The sequence below is a fragment of the Pseudomonas sp. UBA7500 genome (genome assembly GCF_002478435.1).
Taxonomy (GTDB): domain Bacteria; phylum Pseudomonadota; class Gammaproteobacteria; order Pseudomonadales; family Pseudomonadaceae; genus Aquipseudomonas; species Aquipseudomonas palmensis.
Window position 1 is genome coordinate 54,698 of the sequence record NZ_DLNW01000003.1, and the last position, 24,993, is coordinate 79,690.

Annotated in this window: 20 protein-coding genes and 1 pseudogene; 16 read left to right on the forward strand and 5 right to left on the reverse strand. The window is 64.5% G+C overall.

Features of this window, described 5'->3' with window-relative positions; translation table 11 throughout:
• Window positions 1-321: 321 nt before the first annotated feature.
• Window positions 322-1,728 (reverse strand): glutamate--ammonia ligase, encoded by a 1,407-nt coding sequence (gene glnA, locus B4I46_RS03185; RefSeq protein WP_043862192.1) that lies wholly within the window; start codon window positions 1,726-1,728, stop codon window positions 322-324.
• Window positions 1,729-2,059: 331 nt separating this feature from the next.
• On the opposite strand from glnA, the gene thiI reads away from it, so the two are divergent.
• Together thiI and typA are read left to right on the forward strand one after the other, a co-directional pair.
• A complete protein-coding gene (gene thiI / locus B4I46_RS03190) occupies window positions 2,060-3,514 on the forward strand; it encodes a tRNA uracil 4-sulfurtransferase ThiI (protein ID WP_043862191.1) in 1,455 nt (484 codons plus the stop codon).
• Between the two features lie 128 nt (window positions 3,515-3,642).
• On the forward strand, window positions 3,643-5,463 hold the full coding sequence (gene typA / locus B4I46_RS03195) for a translational GTPase TypA (protein WP_210013908.1): 1,821 nt from the start codon (window positions 3,643-3,645) through the stop codon (window positions 5,461-5,463).
• A 157-nt stretch (window positions 5,464-5,620) separates the two neighbouring features.
• On the opposite strand, the gene B4I46_RS03200 is transcribed toward typA, so the two are convergent.
• Window positions 5,621-6,025 carry a YkgJ family cysteine cluster protein gene (locus B4I46_RS03200; protein WP_043862189.1) on the reverse strand — a complete coding sequence of 135 codons (405 nt, stop codon included), beginning with the start codon at window positions 6,023-6,025 and terminating at the stop codon, window positions 5,621-5,623.
• Between the two features lie 200 nt (window positions 6,026-6,225).
• On the opposite strand from B4I46_RS03200, the gene B4I46_RS03205 reads away from it, so the two are divergent.
• From B4I46_RS03205 to B4I46_RS03215, 3 genes are all read left to right on the forward strand, one after another.
• The gene (locus B4I46_RS03205) at window positions 6,226-8,676 is read left to right on the forward strand and encodes a glycogen/starch/alpha-glucan phosphorylase (RefSeq protein WP_058541651.1); all 2,451 of its coding nucleotides are present in this window, start codon (window positions 6,226-6,228) and stop codon (window positions 8,674-8,676) included.
• A gap of 141 nt (window positions 8,677-8,817) precedes the next feature.
• Window positions 8,818-9,828: a class 1 fructose-bisphosphatase gene (locus B4I46_RS03210; RefSeq protein WP_043862187.1), complete on the forward strand. Its 1,011-nt coding sequence runs from the start codon at window positions 8,818-8,820 to the stop codon at window positions 9,826-9,828.
• Between the two features lie 3 nt (window positions 9,829-9,831).
• Complete coding sequence (locus B4I46_RS03215) at window positions 9,832-10,428, forward strand: DUF924 family protein (RefSeq protein ID WP_043862186.1); 597 nt, start codon at window positions 9,832-9,834, stop codon at window positions 10,426-10,428.
• An 86-nt stretch (window positions 10,429-10,514) separates the two neighbouring features.
• Here B4I46_RS03215 and B4I46_RS25525 read toward each other — a convergent pair whose 3' ends face one another.
• Window positions 10,515-11,375 carry a methyl-accepting chemotaxis protein gene (locus B4I46_RS25525; protein WP_370409076.1) on the reverse strand — a complete coding sequence of 287 codons (861 nt, stop codon included), beginning with the start codon at window positions 11,373-11,375 and terminating at the stop codon, window positions 10,515-10,517.
• Window positions 11,373-12,407: pseudogene (locus B4I46_RS25530) on the reverse strand (HAMP domain-containing protein); the annotation flags it as partial. The gene B4I46_RS25525 and the pseudogene B4I46_RS25530, both read right to left, overlap by 3 nt.
• Window positions 12,408-12,636: 229 nt before the next feature.
• Here B4I46_RS25530 and bamE point away from each other — a divergent pair.
• On the forward strand, window positions 12,637-12,891 hold the full coding sequence (gene bamE / locus B4I46_RS03225) for an outer membrane protein assembly factor BamE domain-containing protein (protein WP_043862184.1): 255 nt from the start codon (window positions 12,637-12,639) through the stop codon (window positions 12,889-12,891).
• Window positions 12,888-13,463 (forward strand): lipocalin family protein, encoded by a 576-nt coding sequence (locus B4I46_RS03230; protein WP_043862183.1) that lies wholly within the window; start codon window positions 12,888-12,890, stop codon window positions 13,461-13,463. Before bamE ends, B4I46_RS03230 begins: the two co-directional genes overlap by 4 nt.
• 93 nt (window positions 13,464-13,556) lie before the next feature.
• Here the strand turns inward: B4I46_RS03230 and B4I46_RS03235 are convergent, their stop codons facing one another.
• On the reverse strand, window positions 13,557-14,921 hold the full coding sequence (locus tag B4I46_RS03235; RefSeq protein ID WP_286898616.1) for a formimidoylglutamate deiminase: 1,365 nt from the start codon (window positions 14,919-14,921) through the stop codon (window positions 13,557-13,559).
• Window positions 14,922-15,064: 143 nt separating this feature from the next.
• On the opposite strand from B4I46_RS03235, the gene hutC reads away from it, so the two are divergent.
• From hutC to dtd, 9 genes are all read left to right on the forward strand, one after another.
• Window positions 15,065-15,775, forward strand: coding sequence for a histidine utilization repressor (gene hutC / locus B4I46_RS03240; protein ID WP_162484873.1), 711 nt, complete (start codon window positions 15,065-15,067; stop codon window positions 15,773-15,775).
• Window positions 15,772-16,344: a HutD family protein gene (locus B4I46_RS03245; protein ID WP_116052515.1), complete on the forward strand. Its 573-nt coding sequence runs from the start codon at window positions 15,772-15,774 to the stop codon at window positions 16,342-16,344. The genes hutC and B4I46_RS03245 overlap by 4 nt, the downstream gene beginning before the upstream one ends.
• A 188-nt stretch (window positions 16,345-16,532) precedes the next feature.
• Entirely contained in the window at window positions 16,533-18,209 is a 1,677-nt protein-coding gene (hutU, locus tag B4I46_RS03250; RefSeq protein ID WP_286898617.1) for a urocanate hydratase, read from the forward strand.
• A 64-nt stretch (window positions 18,210-18,273) separates the two neighbouring features.
• Complete coding sequence (gene hutH / locus B4I46_RS03255) at window positions 18,274-19,806, forward strand: histidine ammonia-lyase (RefSeq protein WP_286898618.1); 1,533 nt, start codon at window positions 18,274-18,276, stop codon at window positions 19,804-19,806.
• 93 nt (window positions 19,807-19,899) lie between these two features.
• Window positions 19,900-21,294: an amino acid permease gene (locus B4I46_RS03260; protein ID WP_123753321.1), complete on the forward strand. Its 1,395-nt coding sequence runs from the start codon at window positions 19,900-19,902 to the stop codon at window positions 21,292-21,294.
• Between the two features lie 15 nt (window positions 21,295-21,309).
• Window positions 21,310-22,542, forward strand: a complete 1,233-nt coding sequence (hutI, locus tag B4I46_RS03265; protein ID WP_286898619.1) for an imidazolonepropionase — start codon at window positions 21,310-21,312, stop codon at window positions 22,540-22,542.
• Window positions 22,527-23,330, forward strand: a complete 804-nt coding sequence (hutG, locus tag B4I46_RS03270; RefSeq protein WP_043862175.1) for an N-formylglutamate deformylase — start codon at window positions 22,527-22,529, stop codon at window positions 23,328-23,330. Before hutI ends, hutG begins: the two co-directional genes overlap by 16 nt.
• 171 nt (window positions 23,331-23,501) lie before the next feature.
• Window positions 23,502-24,473: a prolyl aminopeptidase gene (gene pip, locus B4I46_RS03275; protein ID WP_043862174.1), complete on the forward strand. Its 972-nt coding sequence runs from the start codon at window positions 23,502-23,504 to the stop codon at window positions 24,471-24,473.
• On the forward strand, window positions 24,470-24,907 hold the full coding sequence (dtd, locus tag B4I46_RS03280) for a D-aminoacyl-tRNA deacylase (protein ID WP_088514678.1): 438 nt from the start codon (window positions 24,470-24,472) through the stop codon (window positions 24,905-24,907). Before pip ends, dtd begins: the two co-directional genes overlap by 4 nt.
• Window positions 24,908-24,993 lie beyond the last annotated feature (86 nt).

Consider the following 24,993-nt stretch of genomic DNA (forward strand, 5'->3'; position numbering starts at 1 on the left):
GTAATCGGCTGATGCCAGGAAAATGCAAGAACCAAACCAAGGCTCCGAAAAGAAGCGCAATTCCCTGAAACCGAGCCTTGGCTGCGCAAAAAATGACTGGGTTAACAGGTTGCAGGCTGTTTTTGAACCAAAATGGGCTGTTGGTGCAGGGGTAGCGCTGCCTTGTGCACCATTGTAGAGCACTGCTGACTTCATCGCGGGTCAAGCTCGCTCCCACTGGTTTGTGGCAGCGGGCTTGACCCGCGATGAAGTCAGCGCAAAAAAAAGGCCTCCCGAATGGGAGGCCTCTCTCGTTACGCCGCGTGAGCGAGCGTCACTGGCTTAGCAGCTGTAGTACAGCTCGTATTCCAGTGGGTGTACGAAGGTGCGCACCTTGATTTCTTCTTCGCTTTTCAGGGCGATGTAGGCATCGATGAACTCGTCGGAGAACACGCCGCCCTTGGTCAGGAACGCACGGCCCTTGTCCAGCTCTTCCAGGGCTTCCTTCAGGCTGCCACAGACCTGCGGGATCTCTTTGGCCTCTTCAGGCGGCAGGTCGTACAGGTTCTTGTCGGCGGCATCGCCTGGGTGGATCTTGTTCTGGATGCCGTCCAGGCCGGCCATCAGCAGCGCAGCGAAGGCCAGGTACGGGTTGGCCGCCGGGTCCGGGAAGCGCGCTTCGATACGGCGGGCCTTGGGGCTCGACACGTAAGGAATGCGGATCGAGGCAGAACGGTTGCGTGCCGAGTAGGCCAGCATGACCGGGGCTTCGAAGCCCGGGACCAGACGCTTGTAGGAGTTGGTCGACGGGTTGGTGAAGCCGTTCAGGGCCTTGCCGTGCTTGATGATGCCGCCGATGAAGTACAGGGCGGTATCGGACAGGCCGGCATAGCCTTCGCCGGCGAAGGTGTTCTTGCCGTCTTTCCAGATCGACATGTGCACGTGCATGCCCGAGCCGTTGTCGCCGTACAGCGGTTTTGGCATGAAGGTAGCGGTGCGGCCATAGGCGTCGGCAACGTTGTGCACGACGTATTTCAGGGTCTGAACTTCGTCAGCTTTTTTCACCAGGGTGTTGAACTTGACGCCGATTTCGTTCTGACCGGCAGTCGCCACTTCGTGGTGGTGCACTTCGACGACCTGGCCCATTTCTTCCAGTGCGTTGCACATGGCAGTACGGATCTCGTGGTCGTGGTCGAACGGCGGAACCGGGAAGTAGCCGCCCTTGACGCCTGGACGGTGGCCCTTGTTGCCACCTTCCACGTCCTGGTCGGACATCCACGAGCCCTGCTCGGAGTAGATCTTGAACATCGAGCCCGAAATGTCGGACTTGAACTTCACTTCGTCGAAGATGAAGAACTCAGGCTCTGGGCCTGCGAATACGGTGTCGCCGATGCCGGTGGAGCGCAGGAACTCTTCGGCCTGCTTGGCGATGGCGCGCGGGTCGCGGTCGTAGCCTTGCATGGTCGACGGTTCGATGATGTCGCAGACCAGGATCAGGGTCGGCTCTTCGGTGAACGGGTCGAGCACGGCGGTGGAGTCGTCCGGCATCAGGATCATGTCGGAGGCTTCGATGCCTTTCCAGCCAGCGATGGAGGAACCGTCGAACATCTTGCCGGCTTCGAAGAAGTCGTCTTCCAGCGCGTCACGGGCTGGCATGGTGACGTGGTGCTGGGTGCCCTTGGTGTCAGTGAAGCGCAGATCAATCCATTTAACGTCATGATCTTTGATGAGTTGAACCGACTTCGACATGGTGTCCTCCGGGTGGGGTAGAGCGTGCCTGTGCAGCCCTTGTAATTTGGGTGATGCCGGGCGCGAATAGTCGGCCAAGGCAACCTGCCTCACAAGGGAGCAAATTGCATGCCAGTGCCCCGAGTTGGGTTTTTCGCCCCATTCTCACGCGTTTACGGGTGCCAACGGCGCTTCAGGGGTTTTTCCTGCACTCTTAGGAGGCGTTTTTTCGTTTGAGTGACCCAAAATGGTGCGCGTGAAACCTTCTGTACAAAAGTTGCTCAAAGCTTGAGCGAATTCCGCTATAATCCGCGCCCCTTCTTTTTCGGCTGGCCACGCGCGCGCTGTTTTCATGAAACTAATCGTCAAAGTCTTTCCAGAGATCACCATCAAGAGCCGCCCGGTTCGCAAGCGCTTCATCCGTCAACTGGGCCGCAACATCCGCACCGTGCTCAAGGACCTGGATCCTGCGCTCGCGGTCGATGGTGTCTGGGACAATCTGGAGGTGGTCACCCGCCTGGACGACGAGAAGGTACTGCGCGAAATGACCGAGCGCCTGAGCTGCATGCCGGGCATCGCGCATTTCCTCCAGGTCGATGAGTACCCGCTGGGCGACTTCGACGATATCGTCGCCAAGTGCAAGACGCATTTCGGCCACCTGCTGGCCGGCAAGCACTTTGCCGTGCGCTGCAAGCGCGGCGGCCACCATGATTTCAGCTCGATGGACGTCGACCGCTATGTCGGCAGCCAGCTGCGCCAGCAGTGCGGCGCCGCCGGCATCGACCTGCGCAACCCCGAAGTGGAAGTGCGCATCGAGATCCGCGACAAGCGCCTGTACGTGATCCACAACCAGCACAAGGGCATCGGCGGCTACCCGCTGGGCGCGCTGGAGCAGACCCTGGTGCTGATGTCCGGCGGCTTCGACTCCACCGTGGCGGCCTACCAGATGATGCGCCGCGGCCTGATGACCCACTTCTGCTTCTTCAACCTGGGCGGCCGTGCCCACGAGCTGGGCGTGATGGAAGTCGCGCACTACCTGTGGAAGAAGTACGGCAGCAGCCAGCGCGTGCTGTTCGTCAGCGTGCCGTTCGAAGAGGTGGTGGGCGAGATCCTCGGCAAGGTCGACAACAGCTACATGGGCGTGACCCTCAAGCGCATGATGCTGCGCGCCGCCACCAACATCGCCGACCGCCTGCAGATCGACGCGCTGGTCACCGGCGAGGCGATTTCCCAGGTGTCCAGCCAGACATTGCCCAACCTGGCGGTGATCGACTCGGCCACCGAGAAGCTGGTGCTGCGCCCGCTGCTGGCCAGCCACAAGCAGGACATCATCGACCAGGCCAATGAAATCGGCACCGCCGAGTTCGCCAAGCACATGCCCGAGTACTGCGGCGTGATCTCGGTGAACCCGACCACCTGTGCCAAGCGTCACCGCGTCGACCATGAAGAGAAGCAGTTCGACATGGCCGTGCTCGAGCGCGCCCTGGAACGCGCCCGCCTGGTGTCCATCGACCACGTGATCGATGAACTGGGCCAGGATATCCAGATCGAAGAAGTCAGCCAGGCGCTGGCCGGGCAGGTGGTGATCGACATTCGTCACCCCGACGCCCAGGAAGACCAGCCTCTGGAACTGGACGGCATCGAGGTCAAGGCCTTGCCGTTCTACGCCCTCAACAGTCGCTTCAAGGAGCTGGACCCCACGCGCCAGTACTTGCTGTATTGCGACAAGGGAGTGATGAGTCGCCTGCATGCCCACCATCTACTGAGTGAGGGGCATGCCAATGTGCGCGTTTATCGTCCGACATAAGATGCCGGGGTTGTATGGCGGCAGTATCCGCCATCGCCCTCCCGACCGACGAGCCCGTTGAGCGCCGTTCATTCACATTCGCCGCCTAGACTGGGCGGCAACCCGAATCCTCTGATCGAGATACACAAGTGATCGAAAATCTACGCAACATCGCCATCATCGCCCACGTTGACCATGGCAAGACCACCCTGGTAGACAAACTGCTGCGTCAGTCCGGCACCCTGGAGCGCAACGAGCTCAACGACGAGCGCGTGATGGACTCCAACGACCAGGAAAAAGAGCGCGGCATTACCATTCTGGCGAAAAACACCGCCATCAACTGGAACGGCTACCACATCAACATCGTGGATACCCCGGGCCACGCCGACTTCGGTGGTGAAGTAGAGCGCGTGATGTCGATGGTCGACTCCGTGCTGCTGCTGGTAGACGCCCAGGACGGCCCTATGCCGCAAACCCGTTTCGTGACCAAGAAGGCTTTCGAAGCCGGCCTGCGTCCGATCGTGGTGATCAACAAGGTCGACCGTCCGGGCGCGCGTCCTGACTGGGTTCTGGACCAGATCTTCGACCTGTTCGACAACCTGGGTGCCACCGACGAACAGCTGGACTTCAAGGTCGTCTACGCCTCGGCCCTGAACGGCATTGCCGGTCTGGACCACACCGAAATGGCCGAAGACATGACCCCGCTGTACCAGTCGATCGTCGACAACGTGCCAGCGCCAAGCGTCGACCGCGACGGTCCGTTCCAGATGCAGATCTCGGCACTGGACTACAACAGCTTCCTGGGCGTGATCGGTGTTGGCCGCATCGCCCGTGGTCGCGTCAAGCCGAACACCCCGGTTGTGGCCATCGACGTTGACGGCAAGCGCCGCAACGGTCGTATCCTCAAGCTGATGGGTCACCACGGCCTGCACCGCGTCGACGTCGAAGAAGCCCAGGCTGGCGACATCGTCTGCATCAGCGGTTTCGACGAGCTGTTCATCTCCGACACCCTGTGCTCCCCGGACGCAGTCGAGGCGATGAAGCCGCTGACCGTCGACGAGCCGACCGTTTCGATGACCTTCCAGGTCAACGACTCGCCGTTCTGCGGTAAGGAAGGCAAGTTCGTCACCAGCCGCAACATCAAGGAGCGTCTGGACAAGGAGCTGCTGTACAACGTTGCACTGCGCGTTGAAGAAGGCGACTCGGCCGACAAGTTCAAGGTATCGGGCCGTGGTGAGCTGCACCTGTCGGTACTGATCGAAACCATGCGTCGCGAAGGCTTCGAAATGGGTGTTGGTCGTCCGGAAGTGATCATCCGCGAAGTCGACGGTGCCAAGCACGAGCCGTTCGAGAACGTCACCATCGACATCCCTGAAGATTCGCAGGGCAAGGTCATGGAAGAAATGGGCCTGCGTAAAGGCGACCTGACCAACATGGTGCCGGATGGCAAGGGCCGTGTACGTCTGGAATACAACATTCCAGCCCGTGGTCTGATCGGCTTCCGCAACCAGTTCCTGACCCTGACCAACGGTGCAGGCATCCTGACCTCGATCTTCGATCGCTACGCGCCAATGAAGTCCGGCCACATGTCCGGCCGTCAGAACGGCGTACTGGTATCGGTAGAGACCGGCAAGGCGCTGACCTACTCGCTGGAAACCCTGCAGGCGCGCGGCAAGCTGTTCGTCGAGCACGGCCAGGAGATCTACAACGGTCAGATCGTCGGTCTGAACAGCCGTGACAACGACCTGGGCGTCAACCCTACCAAGGGCAAGAAGCTCGACAACATGCGTGCTTCGGGCAAAGACGAAACCATCGCTCTGGTACCACCTGTTCGCTTCACCCTGGAACAGGCCCTGGAATTCATCCAGGACGACGAGCTGTGCGAAGTCACGCCCAAGTCGATCCGTCTGCGCAAGAAGATCCTGGACGAAGGCGAGCGTACCCGCGCTGCCAAGAAAGCCAAGAACTGAGTTAGCTCAGGCTGAATGAAAACGCCCCCGGTCGAAAGGCCGGGGGCGTTTTTGTTTGTGCAAGGCCTGAAACTTGCGCTGGCCGAATCGCGGGTCAAGCCCGCTCCCACAGGTAAATGCACAACCTTGTGGGAGCGGGCTTGACCCGCGATGCTTTTCAGCGGGCCACGGGCTTTGGCTTGTACGCGCAGTACCCCGGCCGCGGGCCGATCCTTGGGTGGTTGCGGCAGGTGTCGGGGCGCTTGTCGTAAATGGTGCAGAACCGCGTCTTGCGGTCCAGGTACAGGCAATCGTCGTTGCTCATGCGCTGTAAGGTGAAGATCCCGGACTTCTGGTTGAAGCGCTCGACGATCCCATCCTTCTGCAGGCGCTTGGCGATGTTCTTGGGCGGCTCGCCCCGTTCGAATTCGTCCACCACGCCAATGCGGATCAGATCCGTGAGCTTGACCTCCACCGGCAAGGTGCAGCAACTGGACATGCAGCCCCCGCACATGTGGCTGGAATACCTCTGCCAGGTATCCAGGCGGTCGAGTTCGGCGGCGGCAATCAGGGTCGGTTTCATCAGGTTCGGTTTTTCAGATGGTCGGGTGGGCGCGCGATCATACCGGAGTTGGTCAAAATGTGAACAACCATTTGCCGGGTTCGTGCCAACCCGGTACCGCTTTTGCACAGAAACAAACGAACCCGCGCTACCGCGCCCGGTCGAACCGTCTAGGCTGAGAAATCCCCATCCGCATTCGTCAACTTGCCCGAGGACGTCGTATGTCTCAGGAACCACTCGCACGTGACGCACAGGTGGCTGCCTTTCGCACCGCTGTACTGGAAAAACTGACCTATGCCGTCGGCAAGGACCCCGAGCACGCCTTCGACCACGACTGGTTCGAGGCCATCGCCCTGGCCGCCCGCGACCACATGGTCGACCACTGGATGGACCACACGCGGCAGATCTACCGCAAGAGCCAGAAGCGCGTCTATTACCTCTCCCTCGAATTTCTCATCGGCCGCCTGCTGTACGACAGCCTGAGCAACCTCGGCCTGCTGGACATCGCCCGTGAAGCAATGACCGGGCTGGACGTGGACCTGGAGCGCATCCGCCTGCTCGAACCCGACGCGGCGCTGGGCAACGGCGGCCTCGGGCGCCTGGCGGCGTGCTTCATGGAGAGCATGTCGACCCTGGGCATTGCCGCCCACGGCTACGGTATCCGCTATGAGCACGGGCTGTTTCGCCAGGCCGTGGTCGACGGCTGGCAGCAGGAGCAGACCGAAAACTGGCTGGATTTCGGCAACCCCTGGGAGTTCGAGCGTGCCGAGGTGATCTACCCGATCAGTTTCGGCGGCAGCGTCGAGACCCGGCACGACGAATCCGGCCAGCCGCGCCAGGTGTGGTGGCCGGCCGAAACGGTGCGTGCGGTGGCCTACGACACGCCCGTGGTGGGCTGGCGTGGTGCCAGCGTCAATACCCTGCGCCTGTGGCGCGCACGGGCCCTGGAAGAGCTGCACCTGGAGCGTTTCAATGCCGGCGACCACCTGGGCGCGGTAGCCGAAGTGGCCCGCGCCGAGAGCATCTCGCGGGTACTGTACCCGGCCGACAGCACCGAGGCCGGCCAGGAGCTGCGCCTGCGCCAGGAGTACTTCTTCGTCTCGGCCTCGCTGCAGGACCTGCTGCGCCGCCACCTGAACATGAACCCCACGCTGCTCAACCTGCACGAAAAGGCCGCCATCCAGCTCAACGACACCCACCCCTCGATTGCCGTGGCCGAGCTGATGCGCCTGCTGGTGGACCAGCACGAACTGCCGTGGGACACCGCCTGGCAGCTCACCGTCGACACCCTGGCCTACACCAACCACACCCTGCTGCCCGAGGCGCTGGAAACCTGGTCGGTGGGGCTGATGGAGCGCATGCTGCCGCGCCACATGCAGATCATCTACCTGATCAACGCCTTTCATATCGACGCGCTGCGGGCCAAGGGCATCCATGACTTCGACGTGCTGCGCGCGGTGTCGCTGATCGAGGAGGACAACGGCCGGCGGGTGCGCATGGGCAACCTGGCGTTCCTCGGGTCGCACAGCGTCAACGGCGTGTCGGGGCTGCACACCAAGCTGATGCGCAGCACCGTGTTCGCCGAACTGCACAAGCTCTACCCCGAGCGGATCAACAACAAGACCAACGGCATCACCTTCCGCCGCTGGCTGTACCAGGCCAACCCGCCGCTCACCCGCATGCTGGTGGAGGCGCTGGGGCCCGAGGTGCTGGACGACCCCGAGAAGCACCTGCGGCGCCTCGAACCGTTCGCCGACAAGCCGGCGTTTCGCAAGGCCTTCGCCCAGCAGCGCCTGCACAGCAAGAAGGCCCTGGCCAACCTGATCCAGGAGCGCCTGGGCATCACGGTCGACCCCGAGGCGATGTTCGATGTGCAGGTCAAGCGCATCCACGAATACAAGCGCCAGTTGCTCAACCTGCTGCATACCGTGGCGCTGTACCAGGCGATCCGCGCCGAGCCGGGCACGCACTGGGCGCCGCGGGTGAAGATCTTCGCCGGCAAGGCCGCCGCCAGCTATCACCAGGCCAAGCTGATCATCAAGCTGGCCAACGACATCGCCAGGGTGGTCAACAACGACCCGACCGTGCGCGGGCTGCTCAAGGTGGTGTTCCTGCCCAACTACAACGTGAGCCTGGCCGAGAGCATCATCCCGGCGGCGGACCTGTCCGAGCAGATCTCCACCGCCGGCTACGAGGCTTCGGGCACCAGCAACATGAAGTTCGGCCTCAATGGCGCGCTGACCATCGGCACCCTGGACGGCGCCAACGTCGAGATGTGCGAGCAGGTGGGGGCCGAGCACATGTTCATCTTCGGCCTGACCTCCCAGCAGGTGGAGGCGCGCAAGCGCAGCGGCGATTTCGGTGCCAGCTCCGCCATCGGCGCCTCGTACCGGCTCAACGACGTGCTCCAGGCGATCCGCGGCGGGGTGTTCTCGCCGGACGACCCGGCGCGCTACGTGGGGCTGATCGATTCACTGGTGCCGTATGACCGCTTCCTGGTGTGCGCCGACTTCGATGCCTACTGGGAGGCCCAGCGCCGCGTCGAGGAGCTGTGGCACGACCCCCAGCAGTGGTGGCGCTCGGCCGTGCTCAATACCGCGCGCATGGGCTGGTTCTCGTCGGACCGCACCATTCGCGAATACGCCGGGGAGATCTGGAACGCGCTGGAGTAGGCGCCTGGCATCGGGCCCGGGGGCGTGAACCTTCGGGCCGATGTGTCGTCTGATCGGGCGAGCATGTCCTATTGCTCGCTAGCGCTTCACTCTCCCTGTAAACTGCGTGGGTTTTTTCTACCCCATCCTCCGGAGCCTTACATGTCCCGCGTTACCCTGAGTCGCTATCTGATTGAGCAGACCCGCAGCAACAGCACCCCTGCCGATCTGCGCTTCCTTATCGAAGTGGTGGCGCGTGCGTGCAAGGAAATCAGCCACAACGTGTCCAAGGGCGCCCTGGGCGGCGTGCTGGGCAGCATGGGCACTGAAAACGTGCAGGGCGAAGTCCAGAAGAAACTGGACGTGATTTCCAACGACATCCTGCTCGAAGCCAACGAGTGGGGCGGCCACCTGGCCGGCATGGCGTCCGAAGAGATGGACAATGCCTACCAGATCCCGGGCAAGTACCCCAAGGGTGCCTACCTGTTGGTATTCGACCCGCTGGACGGTTCGTCGAACATCGACGTCAACGTCTCGGTCGGCACCATCTTCTCGGTACTGCGCTGCCCCAACGAGTACCTGAGCCAGAACGAAAGCCTCAACGAACAGGCCTTCCTGCAGCCGGGCACCAAGCAGGTGGCCGCCGGTTACGCGATCTACGGCCCGCAGACCATGCTGATCCTGACCCTGGGCAACGGCGTCAAGGGCTTCACCCTGGACCGCGAGCTGGGCAGTTTCGTGCTGACCCACGAGAACATCCAGGTGCCGGAAACCACCGCCGAGTTCGCCATCAACATGTCCAACCAGCGCCACTGGGAAGCCCCGGTGACCCGCTATGTGGGCGAACTGCTGGCTGGCGAGACCGGCCCGCTGAAAAAGAACTACAACATGCGCTGGATCGCCTCGATGGTTGCCGACGTGCACCGCATCCTGACCCGTGGCGGCCTGTTCATGTACCCGCGCGATGCGCGCGAGCCATCCAAGCCGGGCAAGCTGCGCCTGATGTACGAAGCCAACCCGATGTCGTTCATCATCGAACAGGCCGGCGGTGCTTCCACCGACGGTCGCCAGCGCATCCTCGACATCCAGCCCGAGAGCCTGCACCAGCGTGTGGCGGTGTTCCTGGGTTCGAAGCAGGAAGTCGAGCGCGTCACCGGTTATCACCAGGAGTAAATCATGCTCGCACCTTGGCAGCCGTTGCTGGAGTGGTGGTTCGGCTGGGGCACCAGCCCCCAGGCCGTGGCTGACGAGAAGAGTACGCTGTGGTTCGGCAAGCACCACGACGACGAGGCGCGCGAGCGCTTCGGCGAGCTGGCCGCGCAGGCGCTGGCCGGCGAGCTGGACGAATGGCTGGCAAGCCCCCAGGGCTGGCTGGGCCTGGTGCTGCTGCTGGACCAGCTGCCCCGCATGATCCACCGCGACACGCAGCACGCCTTCGATGGCGACCGGCGTGCGCAGGTGCTGGTGATGCAGGGCCTGGACAAGGCCTGGGACTACCAGCTGCTGCCGATCCAGCGGGTGTTCATCCTGCTGGTACTGGAGCATGCCGAGGTGCTGGACTGGCAGAACATCAGCATCGAGCGCTATCAGTTGCTGCTGGATGCGCAGCCGGACAGTGACCGGCGCCTGTTCGAAGGTTTCCTGGACTATGCCGAGCAGCACCAGCGGGTGATTGCGCGGTTTGGCCGCTTCCCGCACCGCAACCTGGTGCTGGGGCGCCCGAGCACCGATGAAGAGATGGACTTTCTGCTGGAGCCGGGCTCGCGGTTCTGAGCTGAACCCAATCGCGGGTCAAGCCCGCTCCCACTAGGACTATCGCTGTCCTTGTGGGAGCGGGCTTGACCCGCGATTGTTTCACCCTAGATCCTGAAGCTGCCCACCAGCTGCTTCAACCTGTCCACCTGGCTCTGCAGGTCATTGCAGGCCCGCAGCGTCGCCTGCAAATTCTCCACCCCTTCCTGATTCAGCGTATTGATCTCGGTGATGTCGACATTGATCGATTCCACCACGGCCGTCTGCTCTTCGGTGGCGGTGGCCACCGACTGGTTCATCCCGTCGATTTCGCCAATGCGCACGGTCACGCTGCCCAGGCGCTCGCCGGCCTGGTTGGCAATGCCCACGCTGTGCTCGCTCTGGCGCTGACTCTCGGTCATGGTGCCCACCGCCACCTGTGCGCCGGCCTGCAACTGCTCGATGATCTTCTGCACCTGTTGCGCCGAGTCCTGGGTACGGTGGGCCAGGTTGCGCACCTCGTCGGCCACCACCGCAAACCCGCGACCGGCCTCGCCGGCACGTGCCGCCTCGATGGCCGCGTTCAGTGCCAGCAGGTTGGTCTGCTGGGAAATGCCGCTGATCACCTCGAGAATCTGGCCGATGTTCACCGTGTTGGCGTTGAGCGTCTCGATATGGGTGCTGGCGTCGCTGATCTTGCTCGACAGCTGGTTCATCACCGCAATGGTCTGGTCGACCACCTGCTGGCCGTCCTCGGCCAGGTTGCGTGCTTCGCTGGAGTGCTGTGAGGCAAGGGCGGCGTTGTGGGCGATCTCATGGGCGGCGGCGCCCAGCTGGTTGATCGCCGCCGCCACGCTGCTGGTGCGGCCCGACTGCTGGTCGGCATTGTGGATCGACGCGTTCGAGGCGCTGACCACGCGCAGGGCCACTTCATTGACCCGACCGGTGGCCGAGGACACTTCGCTGATCGAGTTGTGGATACGTTCCACGAAGCGGTTGAACGAGGAGCCCAGCGCGCCGAACTCGTCATGGGCATGAATGCGCAGGCGCCGGGTCAGGTCGCCTTCGCCTTCGGCGATATCGTGCATGGCGCGGCCCATCACATGCAGCGGCTCCATCAGGACGCGGATCAGCACGCCGAGCAAGGCGATGATGATCAGCACGGCGATGGCCGTGGCCACGATGGCCGAGGTCCGAAACTCGCCGAGCATGGCAAAGGCGTAGTCCTGGTCGACCACCATCGCCACGTACCAGTCGGCCGAAGGCACGCCGTTGACGCGGGTGAAGCTGATGAACTGCCGGCGCCCGTCCTGCTCGACTTCCTTGAGGCCGCTACCCGGCTGCGGCGTGCCCTGCGGGTAGGCATCGGCCAGGCGCTTGAGGGTCAGCGAGCTGTCCGGGTGGATCAGGATCTTGCCCTCGGCATTGACGATGAACGCCAGGCCGTGGCCGTCGAAGTTCAGCGAGTTGATGATGCTGCTGATGGTGTCCAGGTCGGTGTCGGCACCGCTGACACCGATCAGGCGGCCAGCCTGCTGCACCGGGGTGGCAATGGTGATCACCAGCTTGCCCGAGGAGGCCGAGACGTAGGGTTCGGTAACGATGCTGCGCCCGGCCTCGCTGGCGCCCTTGTACCAGCCGCGTACCCGCGGGTCGTAGTCGGCGGCGCGGTTGCCCGTGGGCACCGATTGCATGCTGCCGTCCTGGCCGCCGAAGTAGGTCAGGGTGAAGTTGCTGGCATACACCGGCAACGCCATCAGCCGGTCCAGGCTCGGCTTGCCGGGGCCATCCACGGCCACCTGCTGGGCAAACGAATGCTGCAGCTGGATGCGGCTCTGCAGCCAGGTCTGGATGTTGCTGGTGGTAAGGCTGCCGAGCTCCTGCATCGTGGCCTCGGTGTTGCTGCGCAGCGACTGGCGCTGGCGGTAATCGTTGAACAGGATGAAACAGGTAAACGCCACCGCGACCACAAGGGCGGCGGCCAGCAGGATCTTGTGGCTGAACTTCAGGTTTTTGGTCATTGCGAGGTCTGTCTGCACAAGGCGGTCAACGGGGAGGGCGCGGCGAAACGTCGCAGCGCCCTCCTGTGTCGTCCGCGCCGGGCAAAAAATGAGGCGGATGTGCGACTAGTCGACAAATGGCAACGATAACCGTGCAGGTAAATGGGGTTGCCGGGAACCGGATAGGGGTTTTTGCTTCTAAGCTCGAGTCAGGCCCCGTGCTTGCACCCTCATGTTCAGGAGTGACCCCATGTCGTTGCGTTCCCTCGCCCTGTTGTCGTTGTGCGTGTTGCTGGCCGCATGCAGCAAGATCAACCAGGAAAACTATTCCAAGCTCCAGGCCGGCATGCCCAAGGCCGAGGTCGAGCGACTGCTGGGCAGCCCCACCGAGTGTTCCGGCGCGCTGGGCATGACCAGTTGTACCTGGGGCGACCAGAAAGCCTTCATCAGCGTGCAGTACGCCGCCGACAAGGTGCTGATGTACTCGGGGCAGGGTCTCAAATGAAACGCCTGCCCCTGCTGTTGAGCCTGTGCGCCGGCCTGCTGCTGACCGGTTGTGCGCATTCGCGCGACGACGGGCCGTTGCCGCCCAAGACCGTCGACAGCGTCGACCTCAAGCGTTACCAGGGCAAGTGGTTCGAGCTGGCGCGGTTGCCGATGTTCTTCCAGCGCAATTGCGCGCAGAGCGAAGCGCATTACAACCTCAAGCCGGACGGCACGGTGGGCGTGCTCAACCGCTGCATCACGCTCGAGGGCGAGTGGGAGGAGGCCAGTGGTACGGCGACGCCACAGGTGCAGGGCAAGACCGACAAGCTGTGGGTGGAGTTCGACAACTGGTTCTCGCGGTTGCTGCCGGGGGTGACGAAGGGCGATTACTGGGTGCTGTACGTGGACAAGGACTACCAGACGGCACTGGTGGGTAACCCGGACCGCAAGTACCTGTGGATACTGTCGCGCACGCCGACGATTCCGGCGCTGGAGCGCGAGAGCCTGCTGGCGCGGGCGCGTCAGCAGGGGTATGACACCACGCGGCTGATCTGGCGGGTTTCGGACAGGGACATCGCGCACAGTCAGTGAGGGCCTCTTCGCGGGCCAAGCCCGCTCCCACAGGATCAGCATAAACCCTGTGGGAGCGGGCTTGACCCGCGATAATCACGGCGTGGTTCTGGCTCAGCCCAGCACTTCGCGAAGCACCCCGGCAAACGCCCGCGAACTCTGTTCTTCACCCGCATGCCGCCCCTGTTGCACCACCCACTTGCCATTGACCATCACATCGCGCACCTGCCGGTCGCCGCCGGCAAACAACCAGCGATTGAGAACACCGTCCCCGCTCGCCGTAGCGATGTACGGATCGGCCCCATCCAGCACGATCCAGTCGGCCCGCCTGCCCACCGCCAGCTCGCCAACCGGCTGCCCCAGCGCCTGCGCACCGCCGGCCAGGGCCGCATCGAACAGGGTGCGCCCCACCATCGGCTGATCGGCCCCATGCAGCCGGTTGCGCCGCTGGTCGCGCAGGCGCTGGCCATATTCGAGCCAGCGCAATTCCTCCACCACGCTCAGCGACACATGGCTGTCCGAGCCGATGCCCATGCGCCCGCCCTGGGCCAGATAGTCGACGGCAGGGAAGATGCCGTCGCCCAGGTTGGCCTCGGTGGTCAGGCACAGGCCGGCCACCGCCTTGCTGCGCGCCATGGCGCTGACTTCGTCGGGCTCGGCGTGGGTGGCGTGCACCAGGCACCAGCGCTGGTCGACATCGACGTTTTCATACAGCCACTGCAATGGCCGGCGGCCACTCCAGGCCAGGCAGTCGTCGACTTCCTTCTGCTGTTCGGCAATGTGGATATGCACCGGGCAGGCCTTGTCGCCGGCAGCCATGACCTGGGCGATCTGCTGCGGGGTGACCGCGCGCAGGGAGTGAAAGCACAGCCCCAGGCGCTGCGCCGGTTGCTGGGCGAGCAGCGGCGCCAGTTGCGTGTGCAGGTGCAGGTACTGCTCGGTGCCGTTGATGAAGCGACGTTGCCCGTCATTGGGCGCCTGCCCGCCGAAGCCCGAGTGGCTGTACAGCACCGGCAGCAAGGTCAGGCCGATGCCGGTGTCGGCGGCGGCCTGGCTGATGCGCAGCGACAGTTCGGCCGGGTCGGCATAGGCCTTGCCCTGGGCGTCATGGTGCACGTAATGGAATTCGGCCACCGAGGTGTAGCCGGCCTTGAGCATCTCGATGTACAGCTGGCGCGCAATGATGCCCAGTTGCTCGGGGCTGATCCGGCCCACCAGCCGGTACATCAGCTCGCGCCAGGTCCAGAAGCTGTCGTTGGGGTTGCCGGCCACTTCCGCCAGGCCGGCCATGGCGCGCTGGAAGGCGTGCGAGTGCAGGTTCGGCATGCCCGGCAGCAACGGCCCGGCCAGGCGCTCGGCGCCATCGGCCGAGGCGCCTGGCTGTACGCTATTCAACAGGCCGTCGGGGCCTGTCTCGATTCGCACGTTTTCTGCCCAGCCTGTAGGCAACAAAGCACGTTCGGCAAAGAACACGGACATCGGTACGCCACCCTTTTCTGGTTATTTGTATATACATATACAGACGTTTGCCTGCCCGGTAAACTGCGGCACTCTACCGGTCATACTCATCACCAAGGATTTTTGCCGTGTCGACACCTCCTGTCTCCGCGTTGGTTGCCCACATGGGCGAGGGCCCGGCGCCGCTGTATGCGCGGGTCAAGCAGATGATCGCCCAGCAGATCCAGAACGGCAGCTGGCCGCCGCATCACCGCGTACCGTCCGAGAGCGAACTGGTCACCGAGCTGGGCTTCAGCCGCATGACCATCAACCGCGCCTTGCGCGAGCTGACCGCCGAAGGCCTGCTGGTGCGCATGCAGGGCGTCGGCACCTTCGTCGCCGAGCCCAAGAGTCGCTCGGCGCTGTTCGAGGTCAACAACATCGCCGACGAGATCGCCGCGCGCGGCCACCAGCACAGCTGCAAGGTGATCACCCTGACCGAAGAGGCGGCAGGCTCGGAGCGGGCGCTGGCGCTGGACATGCGCGAAGGGCAGCGGGTGTTCCATTCGCTGATCGTGCACTACGAAAACGGCATCCCGGTGCAGATCGAGGACCGCTTCGTCAACGCCCAGGTCGCCCCGGACTACCTCAAGCAGGACTTCACCCGCCAGACCCCCTACGCCTACCTGTCCCAGGTGGCGCCGCTGACCGAAGGCGAGCACGTGGTCGAGGCGATCCTGGCCGAACCCGAGGAATGCCGCCTGCTGCAGATCGAGCCGGGCGAGCCGTGCCTGCTGATCCGCCGGCGCACCTGGTCGGGTCGCCAGCCGGTCACGGCGGCGCGCCTGATTCACCCCGGTTCCCGTCACCGCCTGGAAGGACGCTTCAGCAAATGAGTTCGTTGACCCTGTTACGTGCCGCCGACTACCCGCGCATGCCGTGGAAGAACGGCGGCGGCAGTACCGAAGAGATCACCCGCGATGGCGGGGCCGGCCTGGAGGGCTTTGGCTGGCGCCTGTCGATTGCCGACATCGCCGAGTCGGGCGGGTTCTCCAGCTTTGCCGGGTATCAGCGCGTGATCAGCGTGCTGCAGGGCGATGGCATGCGCCTGATGGTGGATGGCCAGGCCAGCCGCGAGCTGCTGGCGTTCGATGCCTTCGCCTTCAGCGGCGAAAGTGCAGTGAGCTGCAACCTGCTGGGCGGACCGATTCGCGACTTCAACCTGATCTACGCGCCGCAGCGGTTTGCCGCGCGGTTGCAGTGGCTGCCGGGTGAAAGCCGGGTGTACAGCTCGGCCCAGACGCTGCTGGTGTTCGCGGCGCACGAGCGGGTGCGGGTCAAGGTCGCAGGGCATGCCGAGCAGTGGCTGGGTCGCTATGACTGCCTGCGGCTGGACGGCAACCACGGGTTGCTGGAGTTCGAGGTCAGTGGGCAGATCTGCCTGATCGAGCTGACCGAACGTTAAGGGCTTCGCCAGCAAGGCTGGCTCCTGCAGGTTCCATTCTTTTTTTGCGTGTGGGAGCCGGCCTTGCCGGCGAAGCGGACGACACTGTTTTTTGGTTGCCTGTACTTGTACATACAAGTAAATATATGTTTGTATTGCATCCATGGCAGTGCCATCCCGAATTCGCCTTTCGCTCGAGGAGCCCTTACGTGACGAACAAGCACAATAAATTCCGTGACGTCGAAATTCGCGCCCCGCGCGGCACCCAGCTCACCGCCAAGAGCTGGCTGACCGAAGCGCCGCTGCGCATGCTGATGAACAACCTCGACCCGCAAGTTGCCGAGAACCCCAAGGAGCTGGTGGTGTACGGCGGCATCGGCCGCGCCGCGCGCAACTGGGAGTGCTATGACAAGATCGTCGAGAGCCTCACCCACCTGAATGACGACGAGACCCTGCTGGTGCAATCCGGCAAGCCGGTCGGCGTGTTCAAGACCCACCGCAACGCCCCGCGCGTACTGATCGCCAACTCCAACCTGGTGCCGCACTGGGCCAACTGGGAACATTTCAACGAACTCGATGCCAAGGGCCTGGCCATGTACGGCCAGATGACCGCCGGCAGCTGGATCTACATCGGCAGCCAGGGCATCGTGCAGGGCACCTACGAAACCTTCGTCGAAGCCGGCCGCCAGCACTACAACGGCAGCCTCAAGGGCAAGTGGGTGCTCACCGCGGGCCTGGGCGGCATGGGCGGCGCGCAGCCACTGGCCGCGACCCTGGCCGGCGCCTGCTCGCTGAACATCGAATGCCAGCAGAGCCGCATCGACTTCCGCCTGAGCAGCCGCTACGTGGATGAACAGGCCACCGACCTGGACGACGCCCTGGCGCGCATCGCCAGATACACGGGCGAAGGCAAGGCCATCTCCATCGCCCTGCTGGGCAATGCCGCCGAAATCCTGCCCGAGCTGGTCAAGCGCGGCGTGCGCCCCGACATGGTCACCGACCAGACCAGCGCCCACGACCCGCTCAATGGCTACCTGCCGGCCGGCTGGACCTGGGAGCAGTACCGCGACCGCGCGCAGACCGAACCGGCGGCGGTGGTCAAGGCTGCCAGGCAGTCGATGGCCGTGCACGTGCAGGCCATGCTCGACTTCCAGAAGCAGGGCATCCCGACCTTCGACTACGGCAACAACATTCGTCAGATGGCCAAGGAAGAGGGTGTGACCAACGCCTTCGACTTCCCCGGCTTCGTACCTGCCTATATCCGCCCGCTGTTCTGCCGCGGCGTGGGCCCGTTCCGCTGGGCCGCGCTGTCGGGCGACGCCCAGGACATCTACAAGACCGACGCCAAGGTCAAGGAACTGATCCCCGACGACGCGCACCTGCACAACTGGCTGGACATGGCCCGCGAGCGCATCAGCTTCCAGGGCCTGCCGGCACGTATCTGCTGGGTCGGCCTGGGCCTGCGCGCAAAGCTGGGCCTGGCGTTCAACGAAATGGTGCGCAGCGGCGAGCTGTCGGCACCGATCGTGATCGGCCGCGACCACCTGGACTCCGGCTCCGTCTCCAGCCCCAACCGTGAAACCGAAGCCATGCAGGACGGCTCCGACGCCGTGTCCGACTGGCCGCTGCTCAATGCCCTGCTCAACACCGCCAGCGGCGCGACCTGGGTCTCGCTGCACCACGGCGGCGGGGTGGGCATGGGCTTCTCGCAGCACTCGGGCATGGTCATCGTGTGCGACGGCACCGACGAAGCCGCCGAGCGTATTGCCCGCGTCCTGCACAACGACCCGGCCACCGGCGTGATGCGCCATGCCGATGCCGGTTATCAGATCGCCATCGACTGTGCGAAAGAGCAGGGTCTGAACCTGCCGATGATCACGCGCTGAGCGGCGCCCTGGTCGATACTGAATTCATGACGGGCGTGAACGCCTTTCGAGACGGAGCAATAACGTGACCCAACTGACCCTGAAGCCTGGCACCCTGACCTTGGCTCAGCTGCGTGCGATCTACCAGCAACCGCTGACCCTGCAACTGGACGCCAGCGCCGACCAGCAGATCAAAGACAGCGTGGCCTGCGTCGAACAGATCCTTGCCGAGGACCGCACCGCCTACGGCATCAATACCGGTTTCGGCCTGCTGGCCTCGACCCGCATCGCCAGCCACGACCTGGAGAACCTGCAGCGCTCGCTGGTGCTGTCCCACGCCGCCGGCGTCGGCGCGCCGCTGGACGACGCCCTGGTGCGCCTGATCATGGTGCTCAAGGTCAACAGCCTGAGCCGTGGTTTTTCCGGCATCCGGCGCAAGGTGATCGACGCGCTGATCGCCCTGATCAACGCCGAGGTCTACCCGCACATTCCGCTCAAGGGCTCGGTGGGCGCCTCCGGCGACCTCGCACCGCTGGCGCACATGTCGCTGGTGCTGCTGGGCGAAGGCAAGGCCCGCCACAAGGGCCAATGGCTGTCGGCCACCGAAGCGCTGGCGGTGGCCGGCCTCGAGCCGCTGACCCTGGCCGCCAAGGAGGGCCTGGCCCTGCTCAACGGCACCCAGGCGTCCACTGCCTATGCGCTGCGCGGGCTGTTCGAAGGCGAAGACCTGTTCGCTGCCGCCGTCGCCTGCGGCAGCCTCACCGTCGAAGCGGTGCTGGGCTCGCGCTCGCCCTTCGATGACCGCATTCATCAGGCCCGCGGCCAGCGTGGCCAGATCGACTCGGCCGCCTGCTACCGCGACCTGCTGGGCGACGGCAGCGAAGTGTCGGCCTCGCACCAGAACTGCGGCAAGGTGCAGGACCCGTACTCGCTGCGTTGCCAGCCACAGGTGATGGGCGCCTGCCTGACCCAGTTGCGCCAGGCCGCCGAGGTACTGGTGGTGGAGGCCAACGCGGTGTCTGACAACCCGCTGGTATTCGCCAAGGAGGGTGACGTGATCTCCGGTGGCAACTTCCACGCCGAGCCGGTGGCCATGGCCGCCGACAACATGGCCCTGGCCATCGCCGAAATCGGTTCGCTGAGCGAGCGGCGCATCTCGCTGATGATGGACAAGCACATGTCGCAGTTGCCGCCGTTCCTGGTGGCCAATGGCGGGGTCAACTCCGGCTTCATGATCGCCCAGGTCACCGCCGCCGCGCTGGCCAGCGAGAACAAGGCGCTGGCGCACCCGCACAGCGTCGACAGCATTCCCACCTCGGCCAACCAGGAAGACCACGTGTCGATGGCCCCGGCCGCCGGCAAGCGCCTGTGGGAAATGGCCGAGAACACCCGCGGCGTGCTGGCCGTGGAATGGCTGGCCGCCTGCCAGGGCCTGGACCTGCGCACCGGCCTCAAGACCTCGCCCAAGCTGGAGCAGGCGCGCCAGGCCCTGCGCGGCCAGGTCGCGCACTACGACAAGGACCGTTTCTTCGCCCCCGACATCGAGGCGGCCATCGCCCTGCTGGCCGCGGGCACGCTGACCGGCCTGCTGCCGGCCAAGGTGCTGCCCAGCCTCTGACGCCACCGGCTGGCCGTGCAGGCCAGCCGTCTGCCGCGCGAACCCTGGCAGGTTCGCGCTGCTTTTCGCCTACAAAAAAAACAGGAACGCGAAATGCAATCTCAAGCACAAGGTCTCAAGCGCGGGCTTACGGCCCGGCACATTCGATTCATGGCACTGGGCTCGGCCATCGGCACCGGGCTGTTCTACGGTTCGGCCGCGGCCATCCAGATGGCCGGCCCGGCGGTGTTGCTGGCCTACCTGATCGGCGGCGCGGCGGTGTTCATGGTGATGCGTGCACTGGGTGAAATGGCCGTGCACAACCCGGTGTCCGGCTCGTTCGGCAAATACGCCAGCACCTACCTGGGGCCCATGGCCGGCTTCGTGCTGGGCTGGACCTACGCCTTTGAAATGATCATCGTGTGCCTGGCCGACGTCACGGCCTTCGGCATCTACATGGGCTTCTGGTTTCCCGAGGTGGCGCGCTGGGTGTGGGTGCTGGGCATCGTGTTCCTGATCGGCGGGCTCAACCTGTGCAACGTCAAGGTGTTCGGCGAGATGGAGTTCTGGCTGTCGCTGCTCAAGGTCGGCGCGATCGTGGCGATGATCCTGGCCGGTTTCGGCATCATGGCCTTCGGCCTGGCCAATGCCGAGGCGGGCAACACGGTGGGCATCGGCAACCTGTTCGATCACGGCGGCTTCATGCCCAACGGCGTCGGCGGCCTGATCGCCTCGTTCGCGGTGGTGATGTTCGCCTTCGGCGGCATCGAGATCATCGGTATCACCGCCGGTGAAGCCAAGGACCCGCAGCGCGTGATCCCCAAGGCGATCAACGCCGTGCCGCTGCGCATCCTGCTGTTCTATGTGCTCACCCTGTTCGTGCTGATGTGCCTGTACCCCTGGCCGCAGATCGGCAGCCAGGGCAGCCCGTTCGTGCAGATCTTCAGCAACCTGGGGATCGGTTCGGCGGCCACGGTGCTCAACATCGTGGTGATCTCGGCGGCGGTGTCGGCCATCAACAGCGATATCTTCGGTGCCGGGCGCATGATGTACGGCCTGGCCGAGCAGGGCCACGCGCCCAAGGGCTTCTCGAAGATCTCGCGCCACGGCGTGCCGTGGATGACCGTGCTGGTGATGGGCGCTGCGCTGCTCGGTGGCGTGGTGCTCAACTACCTGATTCCGGAAAACGTGTTCCTGCTGATCGCCTCCATTGCCACCTTTGCTACGGTATGGGTGTGGCTGATGATCCTGGTGACCCAGGTGGCCATGCGCCGCAGCATGAGCCGCGAAGAGGTCGCGCAACTGAAGTTCCCGGTACCGTTCTGGCCGTATGGGCCGGCCGCAGCCATCGCCTTCATGCTGTTCGTGTTCGGCGTGCTGGGCTACTTCCCCGACACCCAGGCGGCGTTGATCGTCGGCGTGGTGTGGGTGGTGTTCCTGGTGGCCGCCTACTGGCTGTGGTGCAAGCCGCGTGGCACGGTCACGCAGCCGGTGTCGACGCCTCAATAGTTACGGAGACTGTGCATGAAAACCCTCTGGCAGCACTGCCATGTGGCAAGCATGGCGCACGGCGCCTACTCGATCATCGAGGACGCGGCCATTGTCACCTGCGCCGGGCGCATCGAATGGATCGGCCCGCGCCAGGCGCTGGCAGACCCGGTGCCTGACAGCACGGTCGACCTGGGCGGTGCCTGGGTCACCCCCGGGCTGATCGACTGCCACACCCACGCGGTGTTCGGCGGCAACCGCAGCGGCGAGTTCGAACAGCGCCTGCAAGGCGTGAGCTACGCCGAGATCGCCGCCCAGGGGGGTGGCATCGCCAGCACCGTGCGCGCCACCCGCGCCGCCAGCGAAGACGAGCTGTATGCCAGCGCCCTGCGCCGGGTGCAGGCCCTGATGCGTGATGGTGTGACCACCCTGGAGATCAAGTCCGGCTACGGCCTGGACCTGGACAACGAGCGCAAGGTGCTCAAGGTGGCGCGCCGGCTCGGCGAAACGCTGCCGCTGACCGTGCGCAGTACCTGCCTGGCGGCGCATGCCTTGCCGCCCGAGTACGCCGAGCGCGCCGACGACTACATCACTCACATCTGCGAGCAGATGCTCCCGGCGCTGGCTGGCGAAGGGCTGGTGGACGCGGTGGATGCGTTCTGCGAATACCTGGCGTTTTCGCCGGCGCAGGTCGAGCGGGTGTTTCTCAAGGCCTGCGAGCTGGGCCTGCCGGTCAAGCTGCATGCCGAGCAGCTGTCGTCGCTGCACGGTTCGAGCCTGGCGGCGCGCTACCAGGCACTGTCGGCCGATCACCTGGAGTTCATGGACGAGGCCGATGCCATCGCCATGGCCCAGGCCGGTACGGTGGCGGTGCTGCTGCCGGGGGCGTTCTACTTCTTGCGCGAAACCCAGCTGCCGCCGATGGACGCGCTGCGCAGGCACGGCGTGAAGATCGCGATTGCCAGCGACCTCAACCCCGGCACCTCGCCGGCCTTGTCGCTGCGCCTGATGCTGAACATGGCCTGCACCCTGTTTCGCATGACCCCCGAAGAAGCCCTGGCCGGTGTCACCGTGCATGCCGCCACGGCGTTGGGGCTGGGCGACAGTCATGGCTCGCTGGAGGTCGGCAAGGTGGCCGACTTCGTGGCCTGGGACATCGAACGGCCGGCAGACCTGGCCTACTGGCTGGGCGGCGACCTGCACAAGCGGGTGGTGCGCCACGGCGTTGAACTGACCGATAAAGGGGAGGCTGCATGGACAAGGTCGTGAGTTTTCACCAGGGTACGCTGCCGCTGCTGGTCAGCATTCCCCATGCCGGGCTCAGGCTGACCCCGGCGGTCGAGGCCGGGCTGGTGGACGAGGCCAGGGGCCTGCCGGACACCGACTGGCACATTCCGCGCCTGTACGCCTTTGCCCGTGAGCTGGGCGCCAGCGTGGTGGTGGGCGAGTATTCGCGCTTCGTCATCGACCTGAACCGGCCCGAGGATGACCAGCCGCTGTATACCGGCGCCACCACCGGGCTGTTCCCGGCCACGCTGTTCGAAGGGCAGCCGCTGTTCAAGGCGGGGCTGGAGCCGAGTGCGGCCGAGCGGGCGGGCTACCTGGAGGCCATCTGGCGGCCGTATCACGACACCCTTACCGGCGAGCTGGCGCGCCTGCGCGAGCAGTTCGGCTACGCGTTGCTGTGGGATGCACACTCGATCCGCTCGGTGATCCCTCACCTGTTCGACGGCACGTTGCCGGACTTCAACATCGGCACCTTCAATGGCGCGAGCTGCGACGCGGCGCTGGCCGAGCGGGTCAGGGCGGTGGCGGCCGGCGCGCAGGGCTACAGCCATGTGCTCAACGGGCGCTTCAAGGGCGGGCACATCACCCGTCACTATGGCGCCCCGGCCAACAACGTGCACGCGGTGCAGATGGAACTGGCGCAGTGCAACTACATGGAGGAGGTGGCGCCGTTCACCTACCGCGACGATCTGGCGCAGCCGACCCAGCGGGTGCTGGAGCAGATGCTGGTGGCGATGCTGGGGTGGGGGCGCGAGCGTTACCCGGCATAGGACCGCGGCGCTGCCTTCGCCGGCAAGGCCGGCTCCTGCAGACGGTTGCGAACCGGTAGGAGCCGGCCTTGCCGGCGAAGGGGCCCGAAAGCCGAACACAGGTACATGCTCAAAGCGCATTTCGGGTTTATGATGCCCAACGGCAGCCTATTTCCCCACACGGAGTGCGTAATGCAGACCTTGTACCCGCAGATCAAACCCTACGCCCGGCACGATCTGGCCGTGGAAGCACCGCATGTACTGTACGTCGATGAAAGCGGTTCCCCGGAAGGTCTGCCCGTGCTGTTCATTCATGGCGGCCCGGGCGCCGGCTGCGATGCGCAAAGCCGCTGCTATTTCGACCCCAACCTGTACCGCATCGTCACCTTCGACCAGCGCGGCTGCGGTCGCTCCACCCCGCACGCGAGCCTGGAAAACAACACCACCCAGGCCCTGATCGAAGACATCGAGCGTATCCGCGAGCACCTGAACATCGAAAAATGGGTGCTGTTCGGCGGTTCCTGGGGCTCGACCCTGGCCCTGGCCTACGCCCAGACCCACCCCGAGCGCGTGCAGGGGCTTATCCTGCGCGGCATCTTCCTGTGCCGCCCGCAGGAAATCGAATGGTTCTACCAGGCGGGTGCCAGCCGACTGTTCCCCGACTACTGGCAGGATTACATCGCGCCGATCCCCGCCGACGAGCGCGACGACCTGGTCAAGGCCTTCCACAAGCGCCTTACCGGCAACGACCAGATCGCCCAGATGCATGCGGCCAAGGCCTGGTCCACCTGGGAGGGCCGCACCGCGACGCTGCGTCCCAACCCGCTGGTGGTCGACCGCTTCTCCGAGCCGCAACGCGCCCTGTCGATTGCCCGCATCGAATGCCACTACTTCATGAACAACGCGTTCCTGGAGCCCGACCAGCTGATCCGCGACATGCCGCGTATCGCCCACCTGCCGGCGGTGATCGTGCACGGTCGCTATGACGTGATCTGCCCGCTGGACAACGCCTGGGCGCTGCACCAGGCCTGGCCCAACAGCGAGCTGAAAGTGATTCGCGACGCCGGCCACGCCGCCTCCGAGCCCGGCATCACCGATGCGCTGGTGCGCGCCGCCGACCAGATGGCCCGGCGCCTGCTCGACCTGCCGCTGGAAGAAGCGTGAAGGGCCTGCTGCAACGCGCGCGTGGCGCGCGGGTAGAGGTCGACGGCGAGATCGTCGGGTCCATCGACCAGGGCCTGCTGGTGCTGGTCGCCGTCGAGCCCGGCGACACCCCGGCCCACGCCGACAAGCTGCTGCACAAGCTGCTCAACTACCGGGTGTTCAGCGACCCCCAGGGCAAGATGAACCTGTCGCTCAAGGACATCGACGGCGGCCTGCTGCTGGTATCGCAGTTCACCCTGGCTGCCGACACCCAGAGCGGCCTGCGCCCGAGCTTTTCCACCGCCGCGCCACCGGCACTCGGTGCCGAACTGTTCGACTACCTGCTGGCCCAGGCGAGGCTCAAGCACCCCACAGTGGCGAGCGGGCGTTTCGGTGCGGACATGCAGGTTCACCTGGTCAATGATGGCCCTGTGACATTTATGCTACAAATATGAAGGTGAAAAGGCCGCTGCTTGCATGAAAACAGCGGCTTTTCAGCATAAATAGTTGCTTGGCCCTGATGCGTTGTAACGCGGCCTGC

Bases quoted from the DNA above. Each gene is read 5' to 3' on its own strand.
- glnA (WP_043862192.1), bottom strand. From the start codon at position 1,728: ATGTCGAAGTCGGTTCAACTCATCAAAGATCATGACGTTAAATGGATT.
- thiI (WP_043862191.1), top strand. From the start codon at position 2,060: ATGAAACTAATCGTCAAAGTCTTTCCAGAGATCACCATCAAGAGCCGC.
- B4I46_RS03200 (WP_043862189.1), bottom strand. From the start codon at position 6,025: ATGAAACCGACCCTGATTGCCGCCGCCGAACTCGACCGCCTGGATACC.
- B4I46_RS03205 (WP_058541651.1), top strand. From the start codon at position 6,226: ATGTCTCAGGAACCACTCGCACGTGACGCACAGGTGGCTGCCTTTCGC.
- B4I46_RS03210 (WP_043862187.1), top strand. From the start codon at position 8,818: ATGTCCCGCGTTACCCTGAGTCGCTATCTGATTGAGCAGACCCGCAGC.
- B4I46_RS03215 (WP_043862186.1), top strand. From the start codon at position 9,832: ATGCTCGCACCTTGGCAGCCGTTGCTGGAGTGGTGGTTCGGCTGGGGC.
- bamE (WP_043862184.1), top strand. From the start codon at position 12,637: ATGTCGTTGCGTTCCCTCGCCCTGTTGTCGTTGTGCGTGTTGCTGGCC.
- B4I46_RS03230 (WP_043862183.1), top strand. From the start codon at position 12,888: ATGAAACGCCTGCCCCTGCTGTTGAGCCTGTGCGCCGGCCTGCTGCTG.
- B4I46_RS03235 (WP_286898616.1), bottom strand. From the start codon at position 14,921: ATGTCCGTGTTCTTTGCCGAACGTGCTTTGTTGCCTACAGGCTGGGCA.
- hutC (WP_162484873.1), top strand. From the start codon at position 15,065: ATGGGCGAGGGCCCGGCGCCGCTGTATGCGCGGGTCAAGCAGATGATC.
- B4I46_RS03245 (WP_116052515.1), top strand. From the start codon at position 15,772: ATGAGTTCGTTGACCCTGTTACGTGCCGCCGACTACCCGCGCATGCCG.
- B4I46_RS03260 (WP_123753321.1), top strand. From the start codon at position 19,900: ATGCAATCTCAAGCACAAGGTCTCAAGCGCGGGCTTACGGCCCGGCAC.
- hutI (WP_286898619.1), top strand. From the start codon at position 21,310: ATGAAAACCCTCTGGCAGCACTGCCATGTGGCAAGCATGGCGCACGGC.
- hutG (WP_043862175.1), top strand. From the start codon at position 22,527: ATGGACAAGGTCGTGAGTTTTCACCAGGGTACGCTGCCGCTGCTGGTC.
- pip (WP_043862174.1), top strand. From the start codon at position 23,502: ATGCAGACCTTGTACCCGCAGATCAAACCCTACGCCCGGCACGATCTG.